Here is an 18,602-nt window from a genome sequence, read left to right as displayed (position 1 = left end):
GCCTAACCTTAAGTCACTCCGCAGTGGCGGGGTCCCGGTCTCCGGCGGGTACCGGCTCCCCGGCGATGTGGTGACGGCCCATCGGTACGATCATCGGCGTCAGCGAGGCAGGATCCTCGGTGACGGAACAGCGCATCCCGAACACCTCGGTGACGAGGGACGCCGACACGATCTCCTGGGGCGCCCCCTCCGCCACGATCCGCCCGTCCTTCATGGCGACGAGATGATCGGCGTACCGGCAGGCCAGATTGAGGTCGTGCAGCACCACCACGATCGTCGAGCCGTACGTCCGGTTCAGATCGGTGAGCAGGTCCAGTACGTCGAGCTGGTGGCTGATGTCGAGGTATGTCGTCGGCTCGTCCAGCAGCAGGATGTCCGTACGCTGCGACAGCGCCATGGCGATCCACACCCGCTGCCGCTGGCCGCCGGAGAGTTCGTCCACCGGCCGCGCCGCCAGCTCCAGCACGTCCGTCGCCAGCAGCGCCTGCGCCACCGCCGCGTCGTCCTCCGCGGTCCAGCGCCGGAACCACCCCTGGTGCGGATAGCGCCCCCGGCCCACCAGATCGCTCACCGTGATGCCGTCGGGCGCCACCGGGCTCTGCGGCAGGATGCCCAGCACCGCGGCGACCTCCTTGGTGGGCATCGCCTGGATGTCCCGCCCGTCGAGCAGCACACCCCCCTCGGTGGGCGTCAGCAGCCGGGCCATGGAGCGCAGCAGCGTCGACTTCCCGCAGGCGTTCGGCCCGACGATCATCGTGATCCGGCCCGGCGGTATGACCACGCTCAGCCCGGCGACGACCTCACGCCCGTCGTAGCCGAGGCGGACGTCCCGCGCCTGGAGTGTGTGCTCCGCACTCATGCGCAGATCCTTCCCTCATATCACTCAGGGCCTGCCGTTCGGAGCAGGCCCGGCTTTCTCGCGGGGCTTTTGTCGGACACGCTCTAGCCGCCCCTGCCCGCGCGGTTGGCACGGGCCAGGAGCCACAGCAGATAGGGCGCGCCGATCACACCCGTCACCACACCCACCGGGAACTGGGTCGAGCCCAGCAGATGCTGTGCGGCGAAGTCGGCGACCAGGACGATCAGCGCCCCGGTCAGGGCGGCGGGCAGCAGCGCGGCGCCCTGACGCGGCACCAGCCGGCGGGCGATCGGCGCGGAGACGAAGGCCACGAACGCCACCGGGCCCGCCGCGGCCGTCGCCACCCCGGCCAGCGCCACCGCGCAGGCGAGCAGCGCCAGCCGGGCGCGCTCCACCCGGGTGCCGAGCCCCATCGCCGTGTCGTCGCCCAACTGCAGGGTCTCCAGGGGCCGCGCCGCCAGGAACGTCGGCGGCACGAGGAGGGCCAGGGCCACGACGAGCGGCCGGAGCTGCTCCCAGGAACGGCCGTTGAGGCTGCCCGTCAGCCAGGCGAGGGCGGTCTGCGCGTCCGCCACGTCCGAACTGGTCAGCAGGTGCGAGATCATACTGGACAGCGCGGCGCCGATCCCGATGCCGACCAGCACGAGCCGGTATCCGGCGACGCCGTCGCGCCACGCGAGCGCGTAGATCGCCGCCGCGGCCACCACCGCACCCAGCAGCGCGGAGGCGGAGAGCAGGAAACCACTGGCTCCGAAGCCCACCCCGGCCAGCACCCCGGCCGCGCCCGCCCCCGAGCTGATCCCGATCACATCGGGACTGGCCAGCGGATTGCGCAGCACCGTCTGGAACACCGCGCCGGAGAGCCCGAACGCCGCGCCGACCAGCAGGCCGATCAGCGCGCGCGGCAGCCGCAGGTCGACGATGACGAACCGGGAGCCGCCGTCGCCGCCGCCGGCCAGCGTCGCGATCACGTCGCCCAGTGGGACGTACAGGTCACCGAAGGCCAACGAAACGCAGAACATGGCCAGTACGGCGCCGGTCAGTGCCACGCAGACCGCGACGGTACGGGCCCGTCCGGCGCGCCGGGTCCGTACGACGTCCGCCACGGCGGCGGCCAGTCGCGGGTCCGGGTGCCTGGCGGTTCCAGCGGTCAGGTCGTTCACAGCTCCACCAGACGGCGACGGCGCACCAGGATCACGAAGGGCACGGCCCCGACCACCGCGGTGACGATCCCCACCTGCACCTCACCGGGCCGGGCGATCAGCCGCCCCACGATGTCGGAGACCAGGATCAGCACGGGCGCCAGCAGCGCGCTGTACGGCAGGATCCAGCGGTAGTCCGGGCCGGTGAACATCCGGGCCGCGTGCGGTACGACCAGGCCGACGAAGCCGATGGGCCCGGCGACCGCGGTGGCCGCCCCGCACAGCAGCATCACCGTAGCCGCCGACAGCAGCCGCGCCGCGCCCACCCGCTGCCCCAGCGCCCGCGCGAGATCGTCCCCCAGCGACAGGGCGTTGAGCTGCGGCCCCAGCGCCAGCGCCAGCACCACGCCCACCGCGATGCAGGGCAGGGCCTGCCACAGCAGGGTTGCGTCGCGCCCGGCGAGCGAACCGACCTTCCAGAACCGGAACCGGTCGAAGACCTGCCGGTCCGTCAGCATGATGGCGGTGGTCACCGACCCGAGGATCGCGGTGGTGGCGGCCCCGGCCAGCGCCAGCTTCACCGGTGTGGCGCCGTCCCGGCCCAGCGAGCCGACGCCGTAGACCAGTACGGTCGCGGCGAACGCGCCCAGGAGCCCGAACCAGATGTAGTCGGAGGGGGAGCCGAGGCCCAGCAGGCCGATCGCGGTCACCACGGCCACCGAGGCGCCTGCGTTGACACCGAGGATGCCCGGATCGGCCAGCGGGTTGCGGGCCACGCCCTGCATGACCGCCCCGGCGAGCCCCAGTGCGGCGCCCGTCATCAGCCCGGCGACCGTACGCGGAACGCGCTCCTCCAGGACGATGAGCTGCCCCTTGTCGGAGAGATCCCGGTCGAACAGGGCCCGCAGCACATCGCCGGTCGCCGCGTCGCCGGAGCCGAACGCGAGGCTCGCCCAGACCGCCGCCACCAGCAGGCCGAGGGCCACCAGCAGCCCCGCCCCGAGGAGCGGACGGCCCCGGCGCGTACCGGGGCCCGCCGGCCCGGCGGGCCCCTCGGTCGGGTCCGCGGGTCCGCCGGGGGAGCGGGGACCGGTCTCCGTGCCGGAGCGCGCGCTCACGCCTCGTGGGCCTTCGCGCGAAGCGTCCCGCCGTGCATCTGTCCCGCCCCCACTGTGCCGTTCCCGGCGCGGCCGGCCGCGCCGCGGATGCTGGTGAACCCGTAAAGTAAGGTGAGCCTAACATTATCGATCAGCTGTTCGTCTCGTCCTGCCCGGCCCGTACCCGGAAGAGATCCCCCTTGTCCCCTGCCGCGACGACGGAGCACGCAGCGCACCCCGCCCACGAGTTCACCGACCGGGCGGGCCACCGCGCCCTGCGCTCCGCCGGCGAACTGCGCGAACTGCTCGGCACCCCGCACCCGATCGTGATCGACAAGGTCCGCCGACGGCTCGGCCCCGAGGACCTCGATCTGCTCGCGCGCTCACCGTTCTGTCTGCTCTCCACCTCCGACGCCCGGGGCAACTGCGACGCCTCACCCCGCGGCGACGTGCCGGGCTTCGTCCGGGCCCTGGACCCCCGCACGCCGGCCCTCCCGGACCGGCCGGGCAACCGGCGGGCCGACAGCTTCCACAACATCCTGGAGAACCCGCACGTCGGCCTGGTCCACCTCGTGCCCGGCAGCAAGGACGTGCTGCGCGTCAACGGGCGGGCGCGCATCCTCACCGACGCCCCCTTCTTCGACGGGATGGCACTGAAGGGCCAACGCCCGCTGCTCGCCCTGGTGGTGGAGATCGACGAGATCTTCCGGCACTGCCCGGCCGCACTGACCCGGTCGGGCCTCTGGCAGCCGGAGACCTGGCCGGGAGCCTGACACCGTGAGCAGCCGACGGCCCCCCGGCGGCTCAGCAGTGGCCGGGCCGGGCGTGGACCGTGATACGGGCCCGGGTCACGGTCCGGCTGCCGCACTCCTCGAAGTAAGCGCGCAGCACCGCGCGTTTCACCGCCTCCCCGCCGGCCCTCTCCAGCGGCTGCCCCGGCAGGTCGTGGACGGCCACGATCCGCCGCACGGCCAGCATCCGCTCGCGCACCCGCGCCGCCGGCAGCTCCGTGCCGTGCAGGGTGTCCGAGGCGACGGGGGAGCGGTCGAGGGCGAGATCCGTCAGCCCCCGGAAGTCACCGGGCCGCGCCAGCGTCCACACCCGGCGCCGCGCCGGCAGGAAGAGCAGGCCGTCGCCCGGCCGCGCCGACTCCCGTACGGCGCGGGCCACGGCGGTGGCGTCGTTCTGACGGCTCTGCGGGGTCCGCAGATACGTGCCCACCGGCCACAGCGCGGTGAGCGCCGCCGCCACCGCGACCACGGCCACCGCCCGGCGCCGGGCCGTGTCCGCGCCGGCACCCCGCCCCCGGGACCGGTCGAGCGCCGCGCCCAGGAGCAGCGCGAGACCGACGGTGTACGAGAGGACGTAGCGCTCGACGTAGAACGGCCGTAGCGGGGTGAGCGCCATCAGCAGCGCGGTCGGCAGGATCAGCAGAGGCAGCGCGAGCGCCTCCAGCCGGGGGAGCGGCGACCTCGACAGGACCGGCGGGGCGGCGCCCGACGCGACCGGCGGGGCGGCGGCGCACGGGCCGGCGGCCGTGCCGGGTCCACGTGGCGCCGTACGGGCACATGCCACGCCCACCACCGTCACCGCCGCGAAGCCCAGGACCTGCCGCGCGCCGGGGGCGCCGATCCAGTCGACCTGCGCCGACTGCGTCGTACTGAACACCGCGAGCGGCAGCAGCCCGGCGCCCACCGCGCACGCGGCGGTGCCCCACGCCCTTCGAGTCCGCGCGGACAGGTGGGGAGGCGTCGAACACACCACCGTCACGCCGTGGGCGAGCAGCGTCAGCACCGCGAACTCGTGCAGCAGACAGGCGGTCAGTGTCACCCCGGCGTACGCGGCCCACCGCCACCGCGCCGGGCGGGCGAGCGCGTACGCCAGCAGCCAGCTCGCCCAGGTGACCAGCGCGCACACCAGCGCGTAGGAACGGCCCTCCTGCGCGTACCGCTGTACGGCCGGGAGCAGCGGGAGGACCAGTCCGGCGAGCAGCCCGGCGCGCGGCCCGGCGAGGGCGCGGCCGAGCAGCGCGACCCCGGCGGACGCCGCCGCCACCGCGAGGACCGACGGCAGCCGCAGCGCGACGAGCCCGCCGTCCCACAGCGCGAAGACCCCGTGCATGAGGAGGTAGTAGAGGCCGTGGACCGCGTCGGCGTGCCCCGCGGTGCCCCAGATCTGCCCCGGGGCACGGTGCGCCACCTCGTACGTGACGGCCTCGTCGCCCCACAGCGTCCCGCGGCGGCCGATCCCCCACATCCCCAGCGCCAGCGCCAGGGCGGACGGGGCGAGCACGGCGAGCGCCCGCGAGTCCAGCACCCGCGCACGGAGCGGCGAGGCGGGCGCCACGGGCCGCGGGGGCGGCGGGACGAGAAGGATGGCGGGCTCCGTTCCCACCCGCGCGACGCCGGTCGACGCGGCGCGGCGCTGCGGGCTGACCGGCCCACTGTCCCCGATCCGCACACGAGCCGGCCCGCGACGCCCCGCGACCGGCGGGACGGTCCCACCGCCGGGCCCCGCCCCCGTACGCCGTCCGGGGCACGCCCGGCGTGCGGCAAGCGGAACCGGCTCACCTGGACGGCGCCCACCGGATGGCGAGCACCGCCCGGGCGGCGGACGATGACCGCACACCGGGAGAGGCGGACGGGATGAGCGATCTGCGGACGCTGGCGGCCGAGGCGTACGTCTACGGCTATCCGATGGTGTTCAACCTGGACGAGGCCGACCGCTTCACCCACGCCGGGCTCGGCCCGGTGCCGCCCGCGCCCTTCAACACCCTCGCCCACAGCACCCGGCTGGCCGGACCTGACGACACCTTCGCCGGCGTCAACAACGACACCGTCCACACCGTGGCCCAGCTCGACCTGTCCGGCGGCCCGCTGCTGCTGACCGTGCCCGACACGGCCGGGCGCTACTACGTCCTGCGGTTCGTGGACGCCTGGACCAACAACTTCGCCTACGTCGGACGGCGCGCCACCGGCACCGCCGCGGGCAGCTTCCTGCTCACCGGGCCCGGCTGGCGCGGCGAGGTACCCGCCGGAGCCACCCGGATCGCCTGCCCCACCGCCGTGGCCTCGCTCATCGGCCGCTGGGCGTGCGCGGGGCCCGAGGACCTCCCGGCCACCGCCGCGCTCCAGCGGGCCACCCGCCTGGAGGCGCTCGCGCCCGGCGGTGGGAGCGCCGACCCCCTCGCGGGCCTGCCGCTCTCGGACCCCGACGTCACCGACGGCACCCTGATGTTCTTCGAGAAACTGCGGGTCCGCACGGCCGCGTTCCCGCCCGCCCCCGCCGACGCCGAGTACCAGCGGCGCTTCGCGCCCCTCGGCCTGCTGGCGTCGGCGAGCCCCTACCGGTCCCCGGAGCCCGAGCTGGCCGACGCCCTGCGCGAGGGATTCACCGAGGGCAGGGAGCGGGTCGAGTACGCCGCCGCGCACGCCGAAGGACCGGAACAGAACGGCTGGCGGCTCGCGTACCACGCCTTCGACCACAACGCGGACTTCTTCGAGACGGGGGTGCTGACCGACCCGGAGTGGACGGTCCGCGACCGCGACGCGGCCCGGCTGCTGCGCGCCGCGGCCGCCCGCAGCGGTCTGTGGGGCGGCCACGGCTACGAGGCCGCCTCCGCGATGACGTGGCACGACGCGGACGGGGAGCCGCTGGAGGGGCGCCACACCTACACACTGCGCTTCGAACAGCCGCCGCCCGTCGACGCGTTCTGGTCGCTCACCATGTACGACCTGCCCGAGTACCACCTCGTCGCCAACCCGCTCGACCGGTACGCGATCGGTGACCGCACCGCCGGACTGCGCCGCGCCGCCGACGGTTCTCTCACCCTCCAGCTGCGGCCGGGCCGCCCGGAGGACGCGGAGGCCGCCGCCAACTGGCTGCCCACCCCGCCCGGACGGTTCCGCCCCGTCCTGCGGATGTACGAGCCGCGGGCCGCGCTCTTCGACGGCGGTTACGAGCTGCCGGCGATCCGCCGGGTGACCTGACCGGTGCGCGGGACCGGGGGCGGCCGTCGTCACTATGATCGTGGGGCCGTCCGCCGCACCACGTCTGGAGCCCCTGATGACGCCGCCGCCCACCGCCCGGGTCCTGGTCACCCTCGACGAGGACCTCGCGCGGGCCGCCGCCGACCGCCAGGGCGCGCTGTGGAAACTGGCCGAGTCCGGGCGGGCCCTGGACGCCAATGTCGTACGGCTGCCACCGGGCGCGGCCGTCGGCGAACACACCGACCACGTGCTCGACGTGCTGCTCGTCGTCCTGGACGGCGACGGGGGGCTCGGCACGCCCGCCGGGACCGAGCCGCTCGCCCCGCGTGCCGTGGTGTGGCTGCCGAGGACCTCGCGCCGTTCACTGACCGCGGGGGAGCGCGGGCTGGTCTATCTGACGGCGCACCCGCGCCGCCCCGGTCTGACGGTCGCCCCCGCGCCGCCGGACGCCGCCCCCGTGCGGGCGCCCGCGGCGGAGGGCGGCGAGCCGCCCTGTGCGCTGAACCATGTCTGCGCCGCGTGCGGACGCCTCTGCGGGGAGCGCGACGCGCGGTTCTGCGCCCGCTGCGGCGAGGCGCTGCCCGGCTGACGGCGCCGGGGCGGGCCCGGCGACGGCCTCCGGCAGCACGTCACCGGGGCCGGACTCAGGCCGAGTCGCGCCGGACCAGTTCGGTCGGGAGGATCACCGTGGAGGTGTCCTCGCCGCCGATCTGGGCGAGCAGCACCCGTACCATCTCCGTGCTGATACGGTCCCACGGCTGACGGATCGTGGTCAGCGCGGGCCGGGTGTCCAGCGCCGCGGGCGAGTCGTCGAAACCGCCCACCGCGACATCCTCGGGCACCCTGCGTCCCGCCTCCCGCAGCGCCGTGAGCACCCCCTGCGCCATCAGGTCGGAGGCGACGAACACCGCGTCGAGATCCGGTGCCCGCCGCAGCAGTTCCGCGGCGGCGGCCTCCCCGCTCGCCCGGCTGTAGTCCCCGGCGGCGATCAGCCGTTCGTCGGCCTCGATACCGGCCTCGGCGAGGATCTCCCGGTAGCCCGCCAGCCGTTCCGTGCCGCCCGGGGTGTCCAGCGGGCCGGTGACCGTGGCGATCCGCCGGCGCCCGCCGCGTACGAGATGGCGCACCATCTCACGCGCGCCGTCCCGGTCGTCGGCCGCGACGTAGCTGACCTTCGAACTCTGCCCGAGCGGTTTCCCGCAGGCCACCAACGGTACCCGGGCCGCCCGCAGTTGCTCGGCGACCCGGTCGCCGGAGTGGCTGGACACCAGCAGGACGCCGTCGACATGGCCCGCGGTGATGTACCGGGCGATCCGGCGCCGTTCGTCCTTCGTCCCCGCGATCATCAGCAGCAGCGGGATGTCGTGCGCGGCCAGCGCCTGGGTGCATCCCCGCAGCAGCACATTGAAGTTGGGGTCCTCGAAGAACCGCTCCTGCGGCTCGGTGAGCAGGAAGGCGACCGAGTCGGAGCGGCCCGTGATGAGACTGCGGGCATGCCGGTTGACGACATAACCCGTCCTGCGGATCGCGGCGTTGACCGCCTCTTCTGCGGCCGGGCTCACATAGTGGCCGCCGTTGAGGACCCGCGAGACGGTGCCCCGGGAGACACCGGCCTCCCGTGCCACGTCGTGGATGGTCGGCGGCTTGCGCCGGCCGTTGGTGCCCGTGCGGCTCATACCTGTCGTTCTCTCGTGATCGTGCCTGTCGCGTCAGGACTTTACGGCCCCGGACAGCAGGTCCAGGCTCCAGAACCGCTGGATGACCAGGAAGAGGGCGATCAGCGGTACCACCGCGAGCAGCGCACCCGTGATGACCAGAGTGTAGAGCGCCGGGGTGTTGGAGCCCTGCTGGAGGAGGGTGTACAGACCGAGTGTGATGGGGAACTTCTGATCGTCGCCGAGCATGATGTAGGGGAGGAGGAAGTTGTTCCAGATGGCCACGAACTGGAAGAGGAACACCGTCACCAGTCCCGGCAGCATCATCGGCAGTGCCACCGACCGGAAGATCCGCCACTCACCCCCGCCGTCCATCCGGCCGGCCTCCACCACGTCGGGAGGCACGGACGCCGACGCGTAGATCCGGGCGAGGTAGATCCCGTACGGGGAGAGGATCACCGGCAGCAGCACGGACAGATAGCTGTCGGCCAGGTCGGCCTTCGCCATCAGCAGGTACTGCGGTACGGCGAGGATGACCGGCGGCATCAGCACGCCGGCGAGCAGCACGTTGAAGAGCGTCTCGCGGCCGCGGAAGCGGTAGACGGCCAGGGCGTAGCCGCTGAGGGCGGAGACCGCCGTCGAGAGCAGGGCGCCGGCGCCGGAGTAGAACAGGGAGTTGAGCATCCACCGCCAGTACACGCCCTCCCGGTACGCGGACAGCTCCGCGACGTTGTCCGCGAACCCCGTGCCGGGCAGGAAGGTGAAGGTGGAGAACAGTTCGCGGCCCGACTTGGTGGCGGCCACCACGATCCACGCCACGGGCAGCAGACAGTAGAGCGCGCCGGCCAGCAGGGTGATCGTCGGCACCCAGGCGATCCGGCGCCGGGCCTTCGGCCGGGGCGCCGGCGGCCCCTGCGGGGTGCCCGGCGTGGTGCCGGCCGCGGGCGCGGTACGGCGGGTGGTGAGGGCGTTCACGGGGTCTCTCCCTGGTTCGAGCGGGAGTTCGCGGCCTTCAGGAAGCCGAAGGACAGGACGAGGGTCACGACCGCGATGACCACGGAGGTGGCCGCCGCCGCGTGGATGTCGCCGTTGACGAAGGCGTCCTGGTAGACCTTCATCAGCGGGGACCAGGTGGTGGAGAGCGAGTTGGTCAGGGGCTTGAGGGTGGTGGGTTCGCTGAACACCTGGAGGGTCGCGATGATGGAGAAGAAGAACGTCAGCACCAGCGCGGGCGCCACGATCGGGATCTTGATCCGCAGCGCGGTCTGGAGCTGCGAGCAGCCGTCCAGCCGGGCCGCCTCGTAGATCTCCACCGGGATCGAGCGCAGCGACGTGTAGATGACGATCATGTTGAAGCCGGTGCCGCCCCACAGCGCGATGTTGGCGAGCGCCAGGTACAGCGGCCCGCCGTCCAGGAGGTTCGGCCCGGGCAGTCCGGCCTTGTCCAGCAGGTAGTAGAAGGGGCTCACGTCCGGCAGGTAGAGGAAGCCCCACATCATCGCGGCGATCACACCGGGCACGGCGTACGGCAGGAAGATCGCGAGCCGGGAGAAGCCGCTGAGCCGGGTGCGCTCGGCGTCCAGCATCAGGGCGAGGACCAGCGCGAGGCCGAGCATCGCGGGGACCACCATCGCCCCGTACCCCAGCACGCGCAGCGCGCTGGAGAGCAGTTGGGAGTCGGTGAGCGCGTCCGCGTAGTTGGAGAGCCCGGCCCAGACCTCCTGGCGGGCGCCCCGGCCGAGGCCGAGCCCCTTGACCTCGACCTTGCGCAGGCTCAGATAGAGGGCGTATCCGATGGGCAGGGCGAAGAAGAGTGCGAAGAGCGTGACGGCCGGCAGGAGAAAGGCGTACGGCGCGCCGCGCACCCGCCGGCCCGTCCGGCCCGAGGCGCCCGCCGGGCGCGGGGTGGCGGCCATCAGCCGGTGACTCCGAAGCCCTGCTTCTTCAGGTCGGCGACGGTGGCCTCCTGCATGCCGGCGAGGGCCGTGCCGAAGTCCGACCTGTTCTTGGCCGCGGTGGCGAAGGCGTCCCGGAAGGTGGTGTACGCGACGTTCACGTTCGGGCCCCACGCGGAGGGCGCGGTGGTCTTCGCGATCTCGGCGGCCGTGGTGTAGAAGTCCGGCTGGTTCGAGAAGTACGCGGGCGGCTCGCTCAGCGCGCCGCCCGACTGTGCGGCGGTGGCGGCCGGGTAGATCCCGCCCTCCTTGACCATCGCGGCCAGGGCGGCGCTGTCGGTGTTCAGCCAGGTGGCGAACTTCGCCGCGGCCTTCTTGTGCTTCGAGTCGTTGGTGACACCGGTGGACGAGCCGCCCCAGCTCCCGGTCGCCGGCTCGGCCGCGTCCCACTGCGGCAGCGGCGCCATGGCCCACTTGTCCTTGGTGTCGGGCGCGGCGGTCGTCAGGGTGCCGGGCGCCCAGACCGCGCTGACCCAGGCGATCTGCTTGCCCGTGTTGAGCGCCTTGTTCCACGACGGGGTGTACATGGGCTGGTTGTCGATGGCGCCCTCCTTGACGAGACCGCCCCAGAAGTCCGCGACCTTCTTCGTGGCGGCGTCGTCGATCCCCACCTTCCAGGTGTCGCCCTGGGTGGTCCACCACCGGGCGCCCGCCTGCTGGGCGAGACCGGCGAACAGGCCCGCGTCGTTGCTGGAGAACGTCGTCAGGGCCTTGGACGGGTCCTTCTTCTTCAGCGCGCGGGCGGTTTCGGCGAACGCGTCCCACGTGGTGGGGACGGTGAGCCCGTACTCCTTGAAGAGGTCCGCGCGGTAGTAGAACATCATCGGCCCGGAGTCCTGCGGGACCGCGTAGACGGCGTCCGTGCCGAGGGTGGTCTGCTGCCAGATGCCCGCGGCGAACTTGTCCTTCGCGTCGCCGACCTCGCCGGAGATGTCGGCGAGGACGTCGTTGCTGACCAGGGTCGGCAGCGCCTGGTACTCCGCCTGGACCAGGTCGGGGGCCTTCTTCGCCTTGGCCGCGGTGATGATCTTGGTGACCAGGTCGTCGCCCGACGCCTGCTTCTTCACCGTCACCTTGATGCCGGTCTTCTCGCCCTCCGTGGTGTTCCAGAGTTCGGCGACCTTGTCCATGCCGGGCGCCCAGGCCCAGTAGGTGAGATCGGCCGGCCCGTCGGCCCCCGCGTCGTCGTCGCCGGAACCCGAACCGGAGCCGCACGCGGCGAGCGCGGTGGCACCGAGCGCGATGGCGAGGGACGTGGCCACGAGGCGTCTGCGCGTCGTGAATTGCATGGTGTTACTCCCCTGACGAACCCTGACGGAGGTCCGCGACCTGAGTACGGCGGACCGGCCCTGCTCTGTGAGCGTTCACAGTAGAGAAACTTCCCGGACACTTGTCAATGGTTGTTCCTGTGCGCTTATGTTGGATCCATCGGGTCGTCGCGATGTGTGCACGTTCCCACACCCGACGCACCCGGCGGCCCCGTCCGCTCGTCAGCCGTACCGCACCACAGGAGGCAATCCATGCCGCAGACCGCGCCCGAGGGCCCCCCGAAACACGCCCTGGCGTTCGGCGGGGACTACAACCCCGAGCAGTGGCCGGAGGCCGTCTGGCAGGAGGACGTACGCCTCATGCGCGAGGCCGGCGTCAACCTCGTGTCGGTCGGCATCTTCTCGTGGGCCCTGCTCGAACCGGAGCCGGGCCGCTACGACTTCGGCTGGCTGGACCGGGTCGTCGACCTGCTCCACGAGAACGGCGTACGGGTCGACCTCGGCACGCCCACCGTCGCCCCGCCCGCCTGGTTCTACCGCGACCACCCGGAGGCGCTCCCCGTCAGCCGCGAGGGCACGCGGTACGCGTTCGGCTCACGCGGCGCGATCTGCCACAGCTCACCGGCGTACCGCGCGGCCTCCTCCGCCATCACCGAACAGCTCGCCCTGCGCTACGGCTCCCACCCCGCGCTGGCCCTCTGGCACGTCCACAACGAGTACGGCGTCCCCGTCAGCGCCTGCTACTGCGACGGGTGCGCCGTCCACTTCCGTACCTGGCTGCGCGCCGCCCACCAGGACCTCGACGCGGTCAACGAGGCCTGGGGCACCGCCTTCTGGGGCCAGCGCTACGGCTCCTTCGAGGAGATCCAGCCGCCCCGGGCCACCCCCACCGTGTGCAACCCCGCCCACCGGCTCGACTACGCGCGCTTCGCCGACGCCACCATGCGCGAGAACTTCGTACGGGAACGGGACCTGCTCCACCGGCTCGCCCCCGGCATCCCCGTCACCACCAACTTCATGACCGCCCTCAGCCAGTGCGAATCCGTCGACTACTGGGCCTGGGGACGCGAGGTCGACCTCGTCACCAACGACCACTACCTGATCACCGACGGACGCCGCACCCACGTGAACCTCGCCATGGCCGCCGACCTCACCCGGTCCGTGGCCGGCGGCGCCCCCTGGCTGCTGCTCGAACACTCCACCAGCGGCGTCAACTGGCAGCCCCGCAACCCCGCCAAGGCGCCCGGTCAGATGGCCCGCAACAGCCTCGCCCACGTGGCACGCGGCTCCGAGGGCGCGCTGTTCTTCCAGTGGCGCCAGTCCCGGCGCGGCGCCGAGAAGTTCCACTCCTCGATGGTGCCGCACGCCGGCACCGACAGCCGCGTCTGGCGCGAGGTGGTCGGCCTCGGCGCCCACCTGGACAGCCTCGCCACCGTACGCGGCACCCGTACCGTCGCCGACGCCGCCGTCGTCTGGGACTGGCAGTCCTGGTGGGCGCAGCGCCTCGAATGGCGGCCGAGCGAGGACCACGACGCCCGCGAGCGCGCCGACTCCTTCTACGAGGCGCTCTACGACCGCCACCTCACCGTGGACTTCGCCCACCCCGAGGCCGATCTCTCCCGCTACCCGCTCGTCGTGGTGCCCGCCCTCTACCTCGCCACCGAGGCGACCGGCCGCAACCTGCGCGCGTACGTCGAGAACGGCGGCACGCTCGTCGTCTCGTACTTCTCCGGCATCGTCGACGAACACGACGCCGTCCATCCCGGTGCCCATCCCGGCGCGCTGCGCGACGTCCTCGGCCTGACCGTCGAGGAGTTCTCCCCGCTCGGCGAGGGCGAACGCGTCCGGATCACCGCGGCCGACGGCTCCGAACTGACCGCCGACGTGTGGAGCGAGTTCGTCGTCCCGCGGGGCGCCGAGACGGTGTGGACGTACGCCGACGGGCTCGCCGCGGGCCACCCGGCCGTCACCCGACACCGCCTCGGCCGCGGCACCGCCTGGTACGTCTCCACCCGGCTCGCCCCCGGCGCGCTCGACACGATCCTCGGCGCCGCCGCCGACGACGCCGGGATCGCGCCGCGCGCCGAACTGCCGCACGACGTCGAGGTCGTCCGCCGGTCCGGGGAGAGCGGAGAGTACGTGTTCGCCATCAACCACACCGCCACGGACGCGAAGGTCCCGCTGTTCGCAGCGGGCACCGAACTCCTCACCGGCGAACGGGCCTCGGGCGGGCTCGCACTGCCGGCCGGAGCCGTACGGGTCGTGAAGCTCGACGTCTGAGGGCCGCCTCCCGGTGGTACGCCCGGCCGCCCCGCGCGTACCACCGGGAGGCACATGGAGCACCGATCGGCACACGTACCACCGAGCAAGGCACATGCCGACGAGCCGCACACGCGTCGACGAGCCGCACATGTGCCACCGCGCACCACCGAGACACACCGCCTGCCCGCCCACCGGTCGAAGGGACATCGACGATGCACCTCGCACACCGCACCTGGCGCACCCGACTCGGGGCCACCGCCATAGCCGCGCTCGGCGCGCTGCTCCTGACCGCGCTCCCCGCCCAGCAGGCCCGGGCCGCCGCGACGCTCACCAACCCCGGCTTCGAGGCCGACGCCACCGGGACCGCCACCCCCACCGGCTGGTCGACCTACTCGGCCGCGGGGCAGCACGCCGCCTCCTTCACCGAGAGCGGCGGCGCCTCCGGGAACCGCCGCCTCAGCCACTGGTCGGCCTCCGCGTACAAGGTCGAGACCTACCAGTACCTGACCGGGCTGGCCGACGGCACGTACACACTCAGCGCCCGCGTCCGCTCCAGCGGCGGCCAGAACTCCGCGTACATCGCCCTGCGCAACTGCGGCAGTGCCGAACAGCGCACGGATCTGCCGCCCACCGCCGACGGCGCCTGGATCCGTCTCGTCACCTCGGTCCGGGTGACCGGCGGCAACTGCACCGTCAGCCTCAACTCCGACGCGCACGCGGGGGAGTGGGCCAACTTCGACGACCTGACGTTCGCGCCGGGCGCCACCGGGCTCGCCATCAAGGGCGGCGACCTCTCCACCCTCCCGAAGAACGAGGCGTTCGGCGCCGTCTACAGCAGCGCCACCGGGCAGCGCGGCGACGCGCTCGGCCTGCTGCGCGGGGCGGGCATGAACTACGCACGGCTCAAGGTGTGGGTGAACCCGGCCGACGGCTACAACAACAAGGCACGCGTCCTCGCCCTGGCCGAGCGGGCCAAGGCCGAGGGCATGAAAGTACTGATCGACTTCCACTACTCGGACCGCTGGGCCGACCCCGGCCAGCAGAACAAGCCCGCCGCCTGGGCCTCGCACCCGTACAGCCGGCTCCGTACCGACGTCTACAACCACACCTACGACGTGCTCAACGCCCTCAAGGCGCAGGGCACCACGGCCGACATGGTCCAGATCGGCAACGAGATCAACGGCGGCATGCTCTGGCCGGAAGGCTCCACCGACAACTGGACCCAGCTCGCCGGCCTGCTGACCTCCGGCGCCCAGGCCGCGAAGGCCGTCTCCTCCACCACCCAGGTCGCGCTGCACCTCGCCAAGGGCGGCGACAACGCCGGCACCCGCTGGTGGTTCGACCAGGCCGTGGCCCGTCAGGTGCCCTTCGACGTGATCGCCCTCTCCTACTACGGGTACTGGCACGGACCGCTCTCCGGACTCCAGGCCAATCTGGACGACGTGTCCGCCCGCTACGGCAAGCCGGTGCTGGTCGCCGAGACCGCGTACGCCAGCACGCTCGCCAACGGCGACTTCCTGGAGAACAACATCGCCACCAGCGGCCAGTTGGCACCCGGCTACCCGGCGACCCCCGCCGGCCAGGCCGCCAATCTGCGCGACGTGATGAACGTCGTCGAGGCGGTCCCGGGCGGGCGCGGCCTGGGCATCGTCTACTGGGAGCCGGCCTGGACCGCCGTGAAGGGCAGCGGCTGGGACCCGCAGGACCCGTCCTCGGGCAACGCCTGGGAGAACCAGGCGCTCTTCGGGTACGACACCAGGCTCCTGCCCGCCGCCGGCTGGTTCGCCCACCGCTGACCGCCGGACGCGCCCCGCCGCCGTCCCGGTGCCCCACACGGTGCGACGCGACCGGCATGGCCGATTACTGACGGCGGAACAGGTCCCGGCACCGGGCCGTGCGCAGAGGAGACGCCATCGGCGGATCCCGCTGCTACGCTCACGAACCCCGGTGCCGTGACCCGGCCGGCGGCCGGGCCAGGAGGAGACAAGGAGCGGCATCGTGGGCACAGTCGTCGACGACGCCACCGCCGCCGAGTTCCACGCGTTCTTCGAACGGCATTACGCGGAACTCTCCCGGCTGGCCTACCTGTTGACCGGCGAGGCCGACACGGCCGACGATCTCGCCTCGGACGCCCTGCTCGCGCTCTGGCACCGCTGGGACCGGGTCAGGGCGGCCGACCACCCCGTCGCGTACGCCCGCGGGGTGGTCACCAACCTGGCCAAGTCCCGTATCCGCAGCGCCGTACGGGAGCGCCGCCGCGTCGCGCTGTTCTGGTCGCAGCGCGGCGACCGGTTCGACGGGCCCGACGTGCCCGCCGTGCTCGACGTACGGACGGCGCTGCGCCGGCTGCCGTTCCGTAAACGCGCCTGTGTGGTGCTGCGCCACGCCCTCGACCTCTCGGAACGGGACACGGCGCTCACCCTCGGCATCTCGGTGGGTACCGTCAAGAGTCAGACGTCCCGGGGCATGGCCGAGCTGCAACGGCTGCTCGGCCCGGGCACGTCGCCGCAGCGGGTGCACGCCACGGTCGCGGCGGACGGTACCGGAGGAGGCAGCGGCTGATGGTGGACGACGACCTGCCCGCGCGGTTGCGGGAGGCGGCCGGGGAGCACCGCCCCGACCGCGCGCGCATGCTCGCGCGCGTGGAACGCGGCATGGCGGGCCCGAGGCCCGCGGGACACCCCGGGCGCCGCGGCCGGCCGGCCGGCTGGCCGCGGGTGGCCGTGGTGACGGCCGCGGCGGCCGGCGCGCTCGGCGTCGGAGCGCTCGCCCTCGTCACCACCCAGGACTCCCCGCACCAGACGGTGGTGGCCTCCCCGGACCCGGCGGGACCGCCCGCGGCCCCCGCTCCGGGCGTCTCGTCCCCGCGCGCCCCGGTGGAGCGGTCGCCGGGCCGGAGCCCGGAGGACCCCGCCACGGCCGGGAGCGGCTACCTCCGGTCGGACGGTGTCGTGGACCCGAACAGCAACGCCTACTGGGCGCAGAGCAACGTCACCCTCAGGACCGAGCAGCCGCTGACGGCGCTCATGGTGGAACTGCGCATCGCCGAGACCGGCGGGATCGAGGACGCCGGTTCCTGGCGGTCGCTGCCCGAGGAGGACTTCACCGTCTCCGTCCGGGTGCGGGACGGGGCGCTGGTCTACCGGTGGACCCTGCGGGCCGGCGCGACCGTCCCGGCCGGCGAACACGTCTTCGCGGGCCAGTACAACCACGCCGAGGGCGGCCGTGACGCCGAGGACGACCGCTACACGGCACGGGCGACCTCCTCCGGCGGCCCCGCCGAGGTGACGGGCGGCTTCGCCCCGGGCGGCTGACCCGCCGATCCGGACGACAGATCCTCAAGGACCGGTACGGGATTCGAGGTCGCGGCGGGTGTCGTCGCCGTAGACGCCGGTCTCGTCGCCCCGGATGCCGTACCAGAGCTGGAACCGGCCGACGGCCTCGGTCAGTGTGGTGTCGTACGTACCGGTGACATCGCCGCCCTCGTACACATTCGGGATGCGCAGCAGCCGCTCCTGCAACTCGGTGACCTCCGGGCCGCTGTCGCCCTCCTGGAGTACGGGAGCGGTGGCGCCCGGGTCGGCGGGGGCGGCCGGGGGTGTGGTGCCGGCGGGCGGGCCCGTCGGGGCCGGAGTGGGGTTCCCGGGCGGTTCCGTGGTGGGGGCCGGAGCGGGGGGCGGCTCCGCGGCCTCGCTGGTGCCGCCCGAACCGCCCCAGGTGAGCAGCAGCGCGATGCCGAAACCCACCACCCCTGCAGCGGCCACCGAGAGCAGGGCGGTGAACCGGGCGTTGCGCGGCCGGACCACCCCGGCCGTCCACCCGCCCGCGCCGGCCTGGGCGGGGACGGGGGGCAACTCCTCGGTGTCCTCGCTGTCCTGGGAGTTCGAGGCCGCCCGTCCCCCGCGGGGTCCCCGGGACGGCCCGGAAGTCCCCGACTGCCCCGATGCTCCTGACGGACCCGGCGGTCCCGGCGGTCTTGCCGACTTCGCGTCGAGCGGGACATGTTCCCAGCCCTCGCCCCGGCCGTCCTCCCGGCTCTCGGGGTCGGTGTCCTCCGGCCGGAAGAGCTCCGTGAAGTCGGAGAGCGCGCGGGGCCGCCGGCGGCGCATGACATGCGTCGGTTCCAGCACTGTGCGTCGCCCGGGCCGCGTGTGATCGGATGGCTCCGTCACTCTCGCCTCCTTCACCCCTTGCCTGACTGTCCGTTCGGATCGGGACGCTACCTTGATCTCGCGAGACATGTGTGCGAATGGAGTCAAGTGGCAGGTGACAGGGGTGGCGCCCCCCCGGGGGGGGGACCCCAGCGGTGACCGGGCCGGCCCGGGGGCGGGCAGCAGCCGGTCGGGCACCGGCAACACGACGTTGGACGCAGCGC

The 18,602-nt window shown here is 73.4% G+C and carries 16 protein-coding genes; 7 read left to right on the top strand and 9 right to left on the bottom strand.

Annotated elements, in window-relative coordinates; translation table 11 throughout:
* Positions 1–13: 13 nt before the first annotated feature.
* The 3 genes from ACFXKG_RS13620 to ACFXKG_RS13610 all read right to left on the bottom strand — a co-directional run bounded on the left by ACFXKG_RS13620 (position 14) and on the right by ACFXKG_RS13610 (position 3,119).
* Complete coding sequence (locus ACFXKG_RS13620) at positions 14–859, bottom strand: ABC transporter ATP-binding protein (protein WP_384836951.1); 846 nt, start codon at positions 857–859, stop codon at positions 14–16.
* A gap of 83 nt (positions 860–942) precedes the next feature.
* Positions 943–2,022, bottom strand: a complete 1,080-nt coding sequence (locus ACFXKG_RS13615; protein ID WP_384836948.1) for a FecCD family ABC transporter permease — start codon at positions 2,020–2,022, stop codon at positions 943–945.
* Positions 2,019–3,119 carry a FecCD family ABC transporter permease gene (locus ACFXKG_RS13610; protein WP_384836945.1) on the bottom strand — a complete coding sequence of 367 codons (1,101 nt, stop codon included), beginning with the start codon at positions 3,117–3,119 and terminating at the stop codon, positions 2,019–2,021. The genes ACFXKG_RS13615 and ACFXKG_RS13610 overlap by 4 nt, the downstream gene beginning before the upstream one ends.
* 179 nt (positions 3,120–3,298) lie before the next feature.
* On the opposite strand from ACFXKG_RS13610, the gene ACFXKG_RS13605 reads away from it, so the two are divergent.
* Positions 3,299–3,871 carry an MSMEG_1061 family FMN-dependent PPOX-type flavoprotein gene (locus ACFXKG_RS13605; RefSeq protein ID WP_384836942.1) on the top strand — a complete coding sequence of 191 codons (573 nt, stop codon included), beginning with the start codon at positions 3,299–3,301 and terminating at the stop codon, positions 3,869–3,871.
* 31 nt (positions 3,872–3,902) lie between these two features.
* Here ACFXKG_RS13605 and ACFXKG_RS13600 read toward each other — a convergent pair whose 3' ends face one another.
* Positions 3,903–5,558: a hypothetical protein gene (locus tag ACFXKG_RS13600; RefSeq protein ID WP_384836939.1), complete on the bottom strand. Its 1,656-nt coding sequence runs from the start codon at positions 5,556–5,558 to the stop codon at positions 3,903–3,905.
* A 128-nt stretch (positions 5,559–5,686) separates the two neighbouring features.
* Here ACFXKG_RS13600 and ACFXKG_RS13595 point away from each other — a divergent pair, with 128 nt between their 5' ends.
* Positions 5,687–7,087, top strand: coding sequence for a DUF1254 domain-containing protein (locus ACFXKG_RS13595; RefSeq protein ID WP_384836936.1), 1,401 nt, complete (start codon positions 5,687–5,689; stop codon positions 7,085–7,087).
* A gap of 76 nt (positions 7,088–7,163) precedes the next feature.
* Positions 7,164–7,676, top strand: coding sequence for a hypothetical protein (locus tag ACFXKG_RS13590; RefSeq protein WP_384836933.1), 513 nt, complete (start codon positions 7,164–7,166; stop codon positions 7,674–7,676).
* A 55-nt stretch (positions 7,677–7,731) separates the two neighbouring features.
* On the opposite strand, the gene ACFXKG_RS13585 is transcribed toward ACFXKG_RS13590, so the two are convergent.
* Genes ACFXKG_RS13585 through ACFXKG_RS13570 form a run of 4 tightly spaced genes read right to left on the bottom strand, consistent with a single transcriptional unit; the run spans position 7,732 to position 11,986 of the window.
* The gene (locus ACFXKG_RS13585; RefSeq protein ID WP_384836930.1) at positions 7,732–8,763 is read right to left on the bottom strand and encodes a LacI family DNA-binding transcriptional regulator; all 1,032 of its coding nucleotides are present in this window, start codon (positions 8,761–8,763) and stop codon (positions 7,732–7,734) included.
* 33 nt (positions 8,764–8,796) lie between these two features.
* Positions 8,797–9,717 carry a carbohydrate ABC transporter permease gene (locus tag ACFXKG_RS13580; RefSeq protein ID WP_384836927.1) on the bottom strand — a complete coding sequence of 307 codons (921 nt, stop codon included), beginning with the start codon at positions 9,715–9,717 and terminating at the stop codon, positions 8,797–8,799.
* The gene (locus ACFXKG_RS13575) at positions 9,714–10,658 is read right to left on the bottom strand and encodes a carbohydrate ABC transporter permease (protein WP_384836924.1); all 945 of its coding nucleotides are present in this window, start codon (positions 10,656–10,658) and stop codon (positions 9,714–9,716) included. The genes ACFXKG_RS13580 and ACFXKG_RS13575 overlap by 4 nt, the downstream gene beginning before the upstream one ends.
* Positions 10,658–11,986, bottom strand: coding sequence for an extracellular solute-binding protein (locus ACFXKG_RS13570; RefSeq protein WP_384836921.1), 1,329 nt, complete (start codon positions 11,984–11,986; stop codon positions 10,658–10,660). The genes ACFXKG_RS13575 and ACFXKG_RS13570 overlap by 1 nt, the downstream gene beginning before the upstream one ends.
* Before the next feature lie 231 nt (positions 11,987–12,217).
* Here ACFXKG_RS13570 and ACFXKG_RS13565 point away from each other — a divergent pair, with 231 nt between their 5' ends.
* The 4 genes from ACFXKG_RS13565 to ACFXKG_RS13550 all read left to right on the top strand — a co-directional run bounded on the left by ACFXKG_RS13565 (position 12,218) and on the right by ACFXKG_RS13550 (position 17,541).
* Positions 12,218–14,245, top strand: coding sequence for a beta-galactosidase (locus ACFXKG_RS13565; RefSeq protein WP_384836918.1), 2,028 nt, complete (start codon positions 12,218–12,220; stop codon positions 14,243–14,245).
* Positions 14,246–14,439: 194 nt separating this feature from the next.
* A complete protein-coding gene (locus tag ACFXKG_RS13560; protein WP_384836915.1) occupies positions 14,440–16,023 on the top strand; it encodes an arabinogalactan endo-beta-1,4-galactanase in 1,584 nt (527 codons plus the stop codon).
* Between the two features lie 202 nt (positions 16,024–16,225).
* Positions 16,226–16,789, top strand: coding sequence for a SigE family RNA polymerase sigma factor (locus tag ACFXKG_RS13555; RefSeq protein ID WP_384836912.1), 564 nt, complete (start codon positions 16,226–16,228; stop codon positions 16,787–16,789).
* Entirely contained in the window at positions 16,789–17,541 is a 753-nt protein-coding gene (locus tag ACFXKG_RS13550; protein ID WP_384836909.1) for a hypothetical protein, read from the top strand. Before ACFXKG_RS13555 ends, ACFXKG_RS13550 begins: the two co-directional genes overlap by 1 nt.
* Positions 17,542–17,565: 24 nt before the next feature.
* Here the strand turns inward: ACFXKG_RS13550 and ACFXKG_RS13545 are convergent, their stop codons facing one another.
* On the bottom strand, positions 17,566–18,399 hold the full coding sequence (locus ACFXKG_RS13545) for a peptidoglycan-binding protein (protein WP_384836906.1): 834 nt from the start codon (positions 18,397–18,399) through the stop codon (positions 17,566–17,568).
* Positions 18,400–18,602 lie beyond the last annotated feature (203 nt).

It is taken from the genome of Streptomyces sp. NPDC059255 (genome assembly GCF_042752355.1).
In the GTDB taxonomy this organism is placed as follows: Bacteria; Actinomycetota; Actinomycetes; order Streptomycetales; family Streptomycetaceae; genus Streptomyces.
This window is presented reverse-complemented; position numbering and strand designations above follow the sequence as displayed.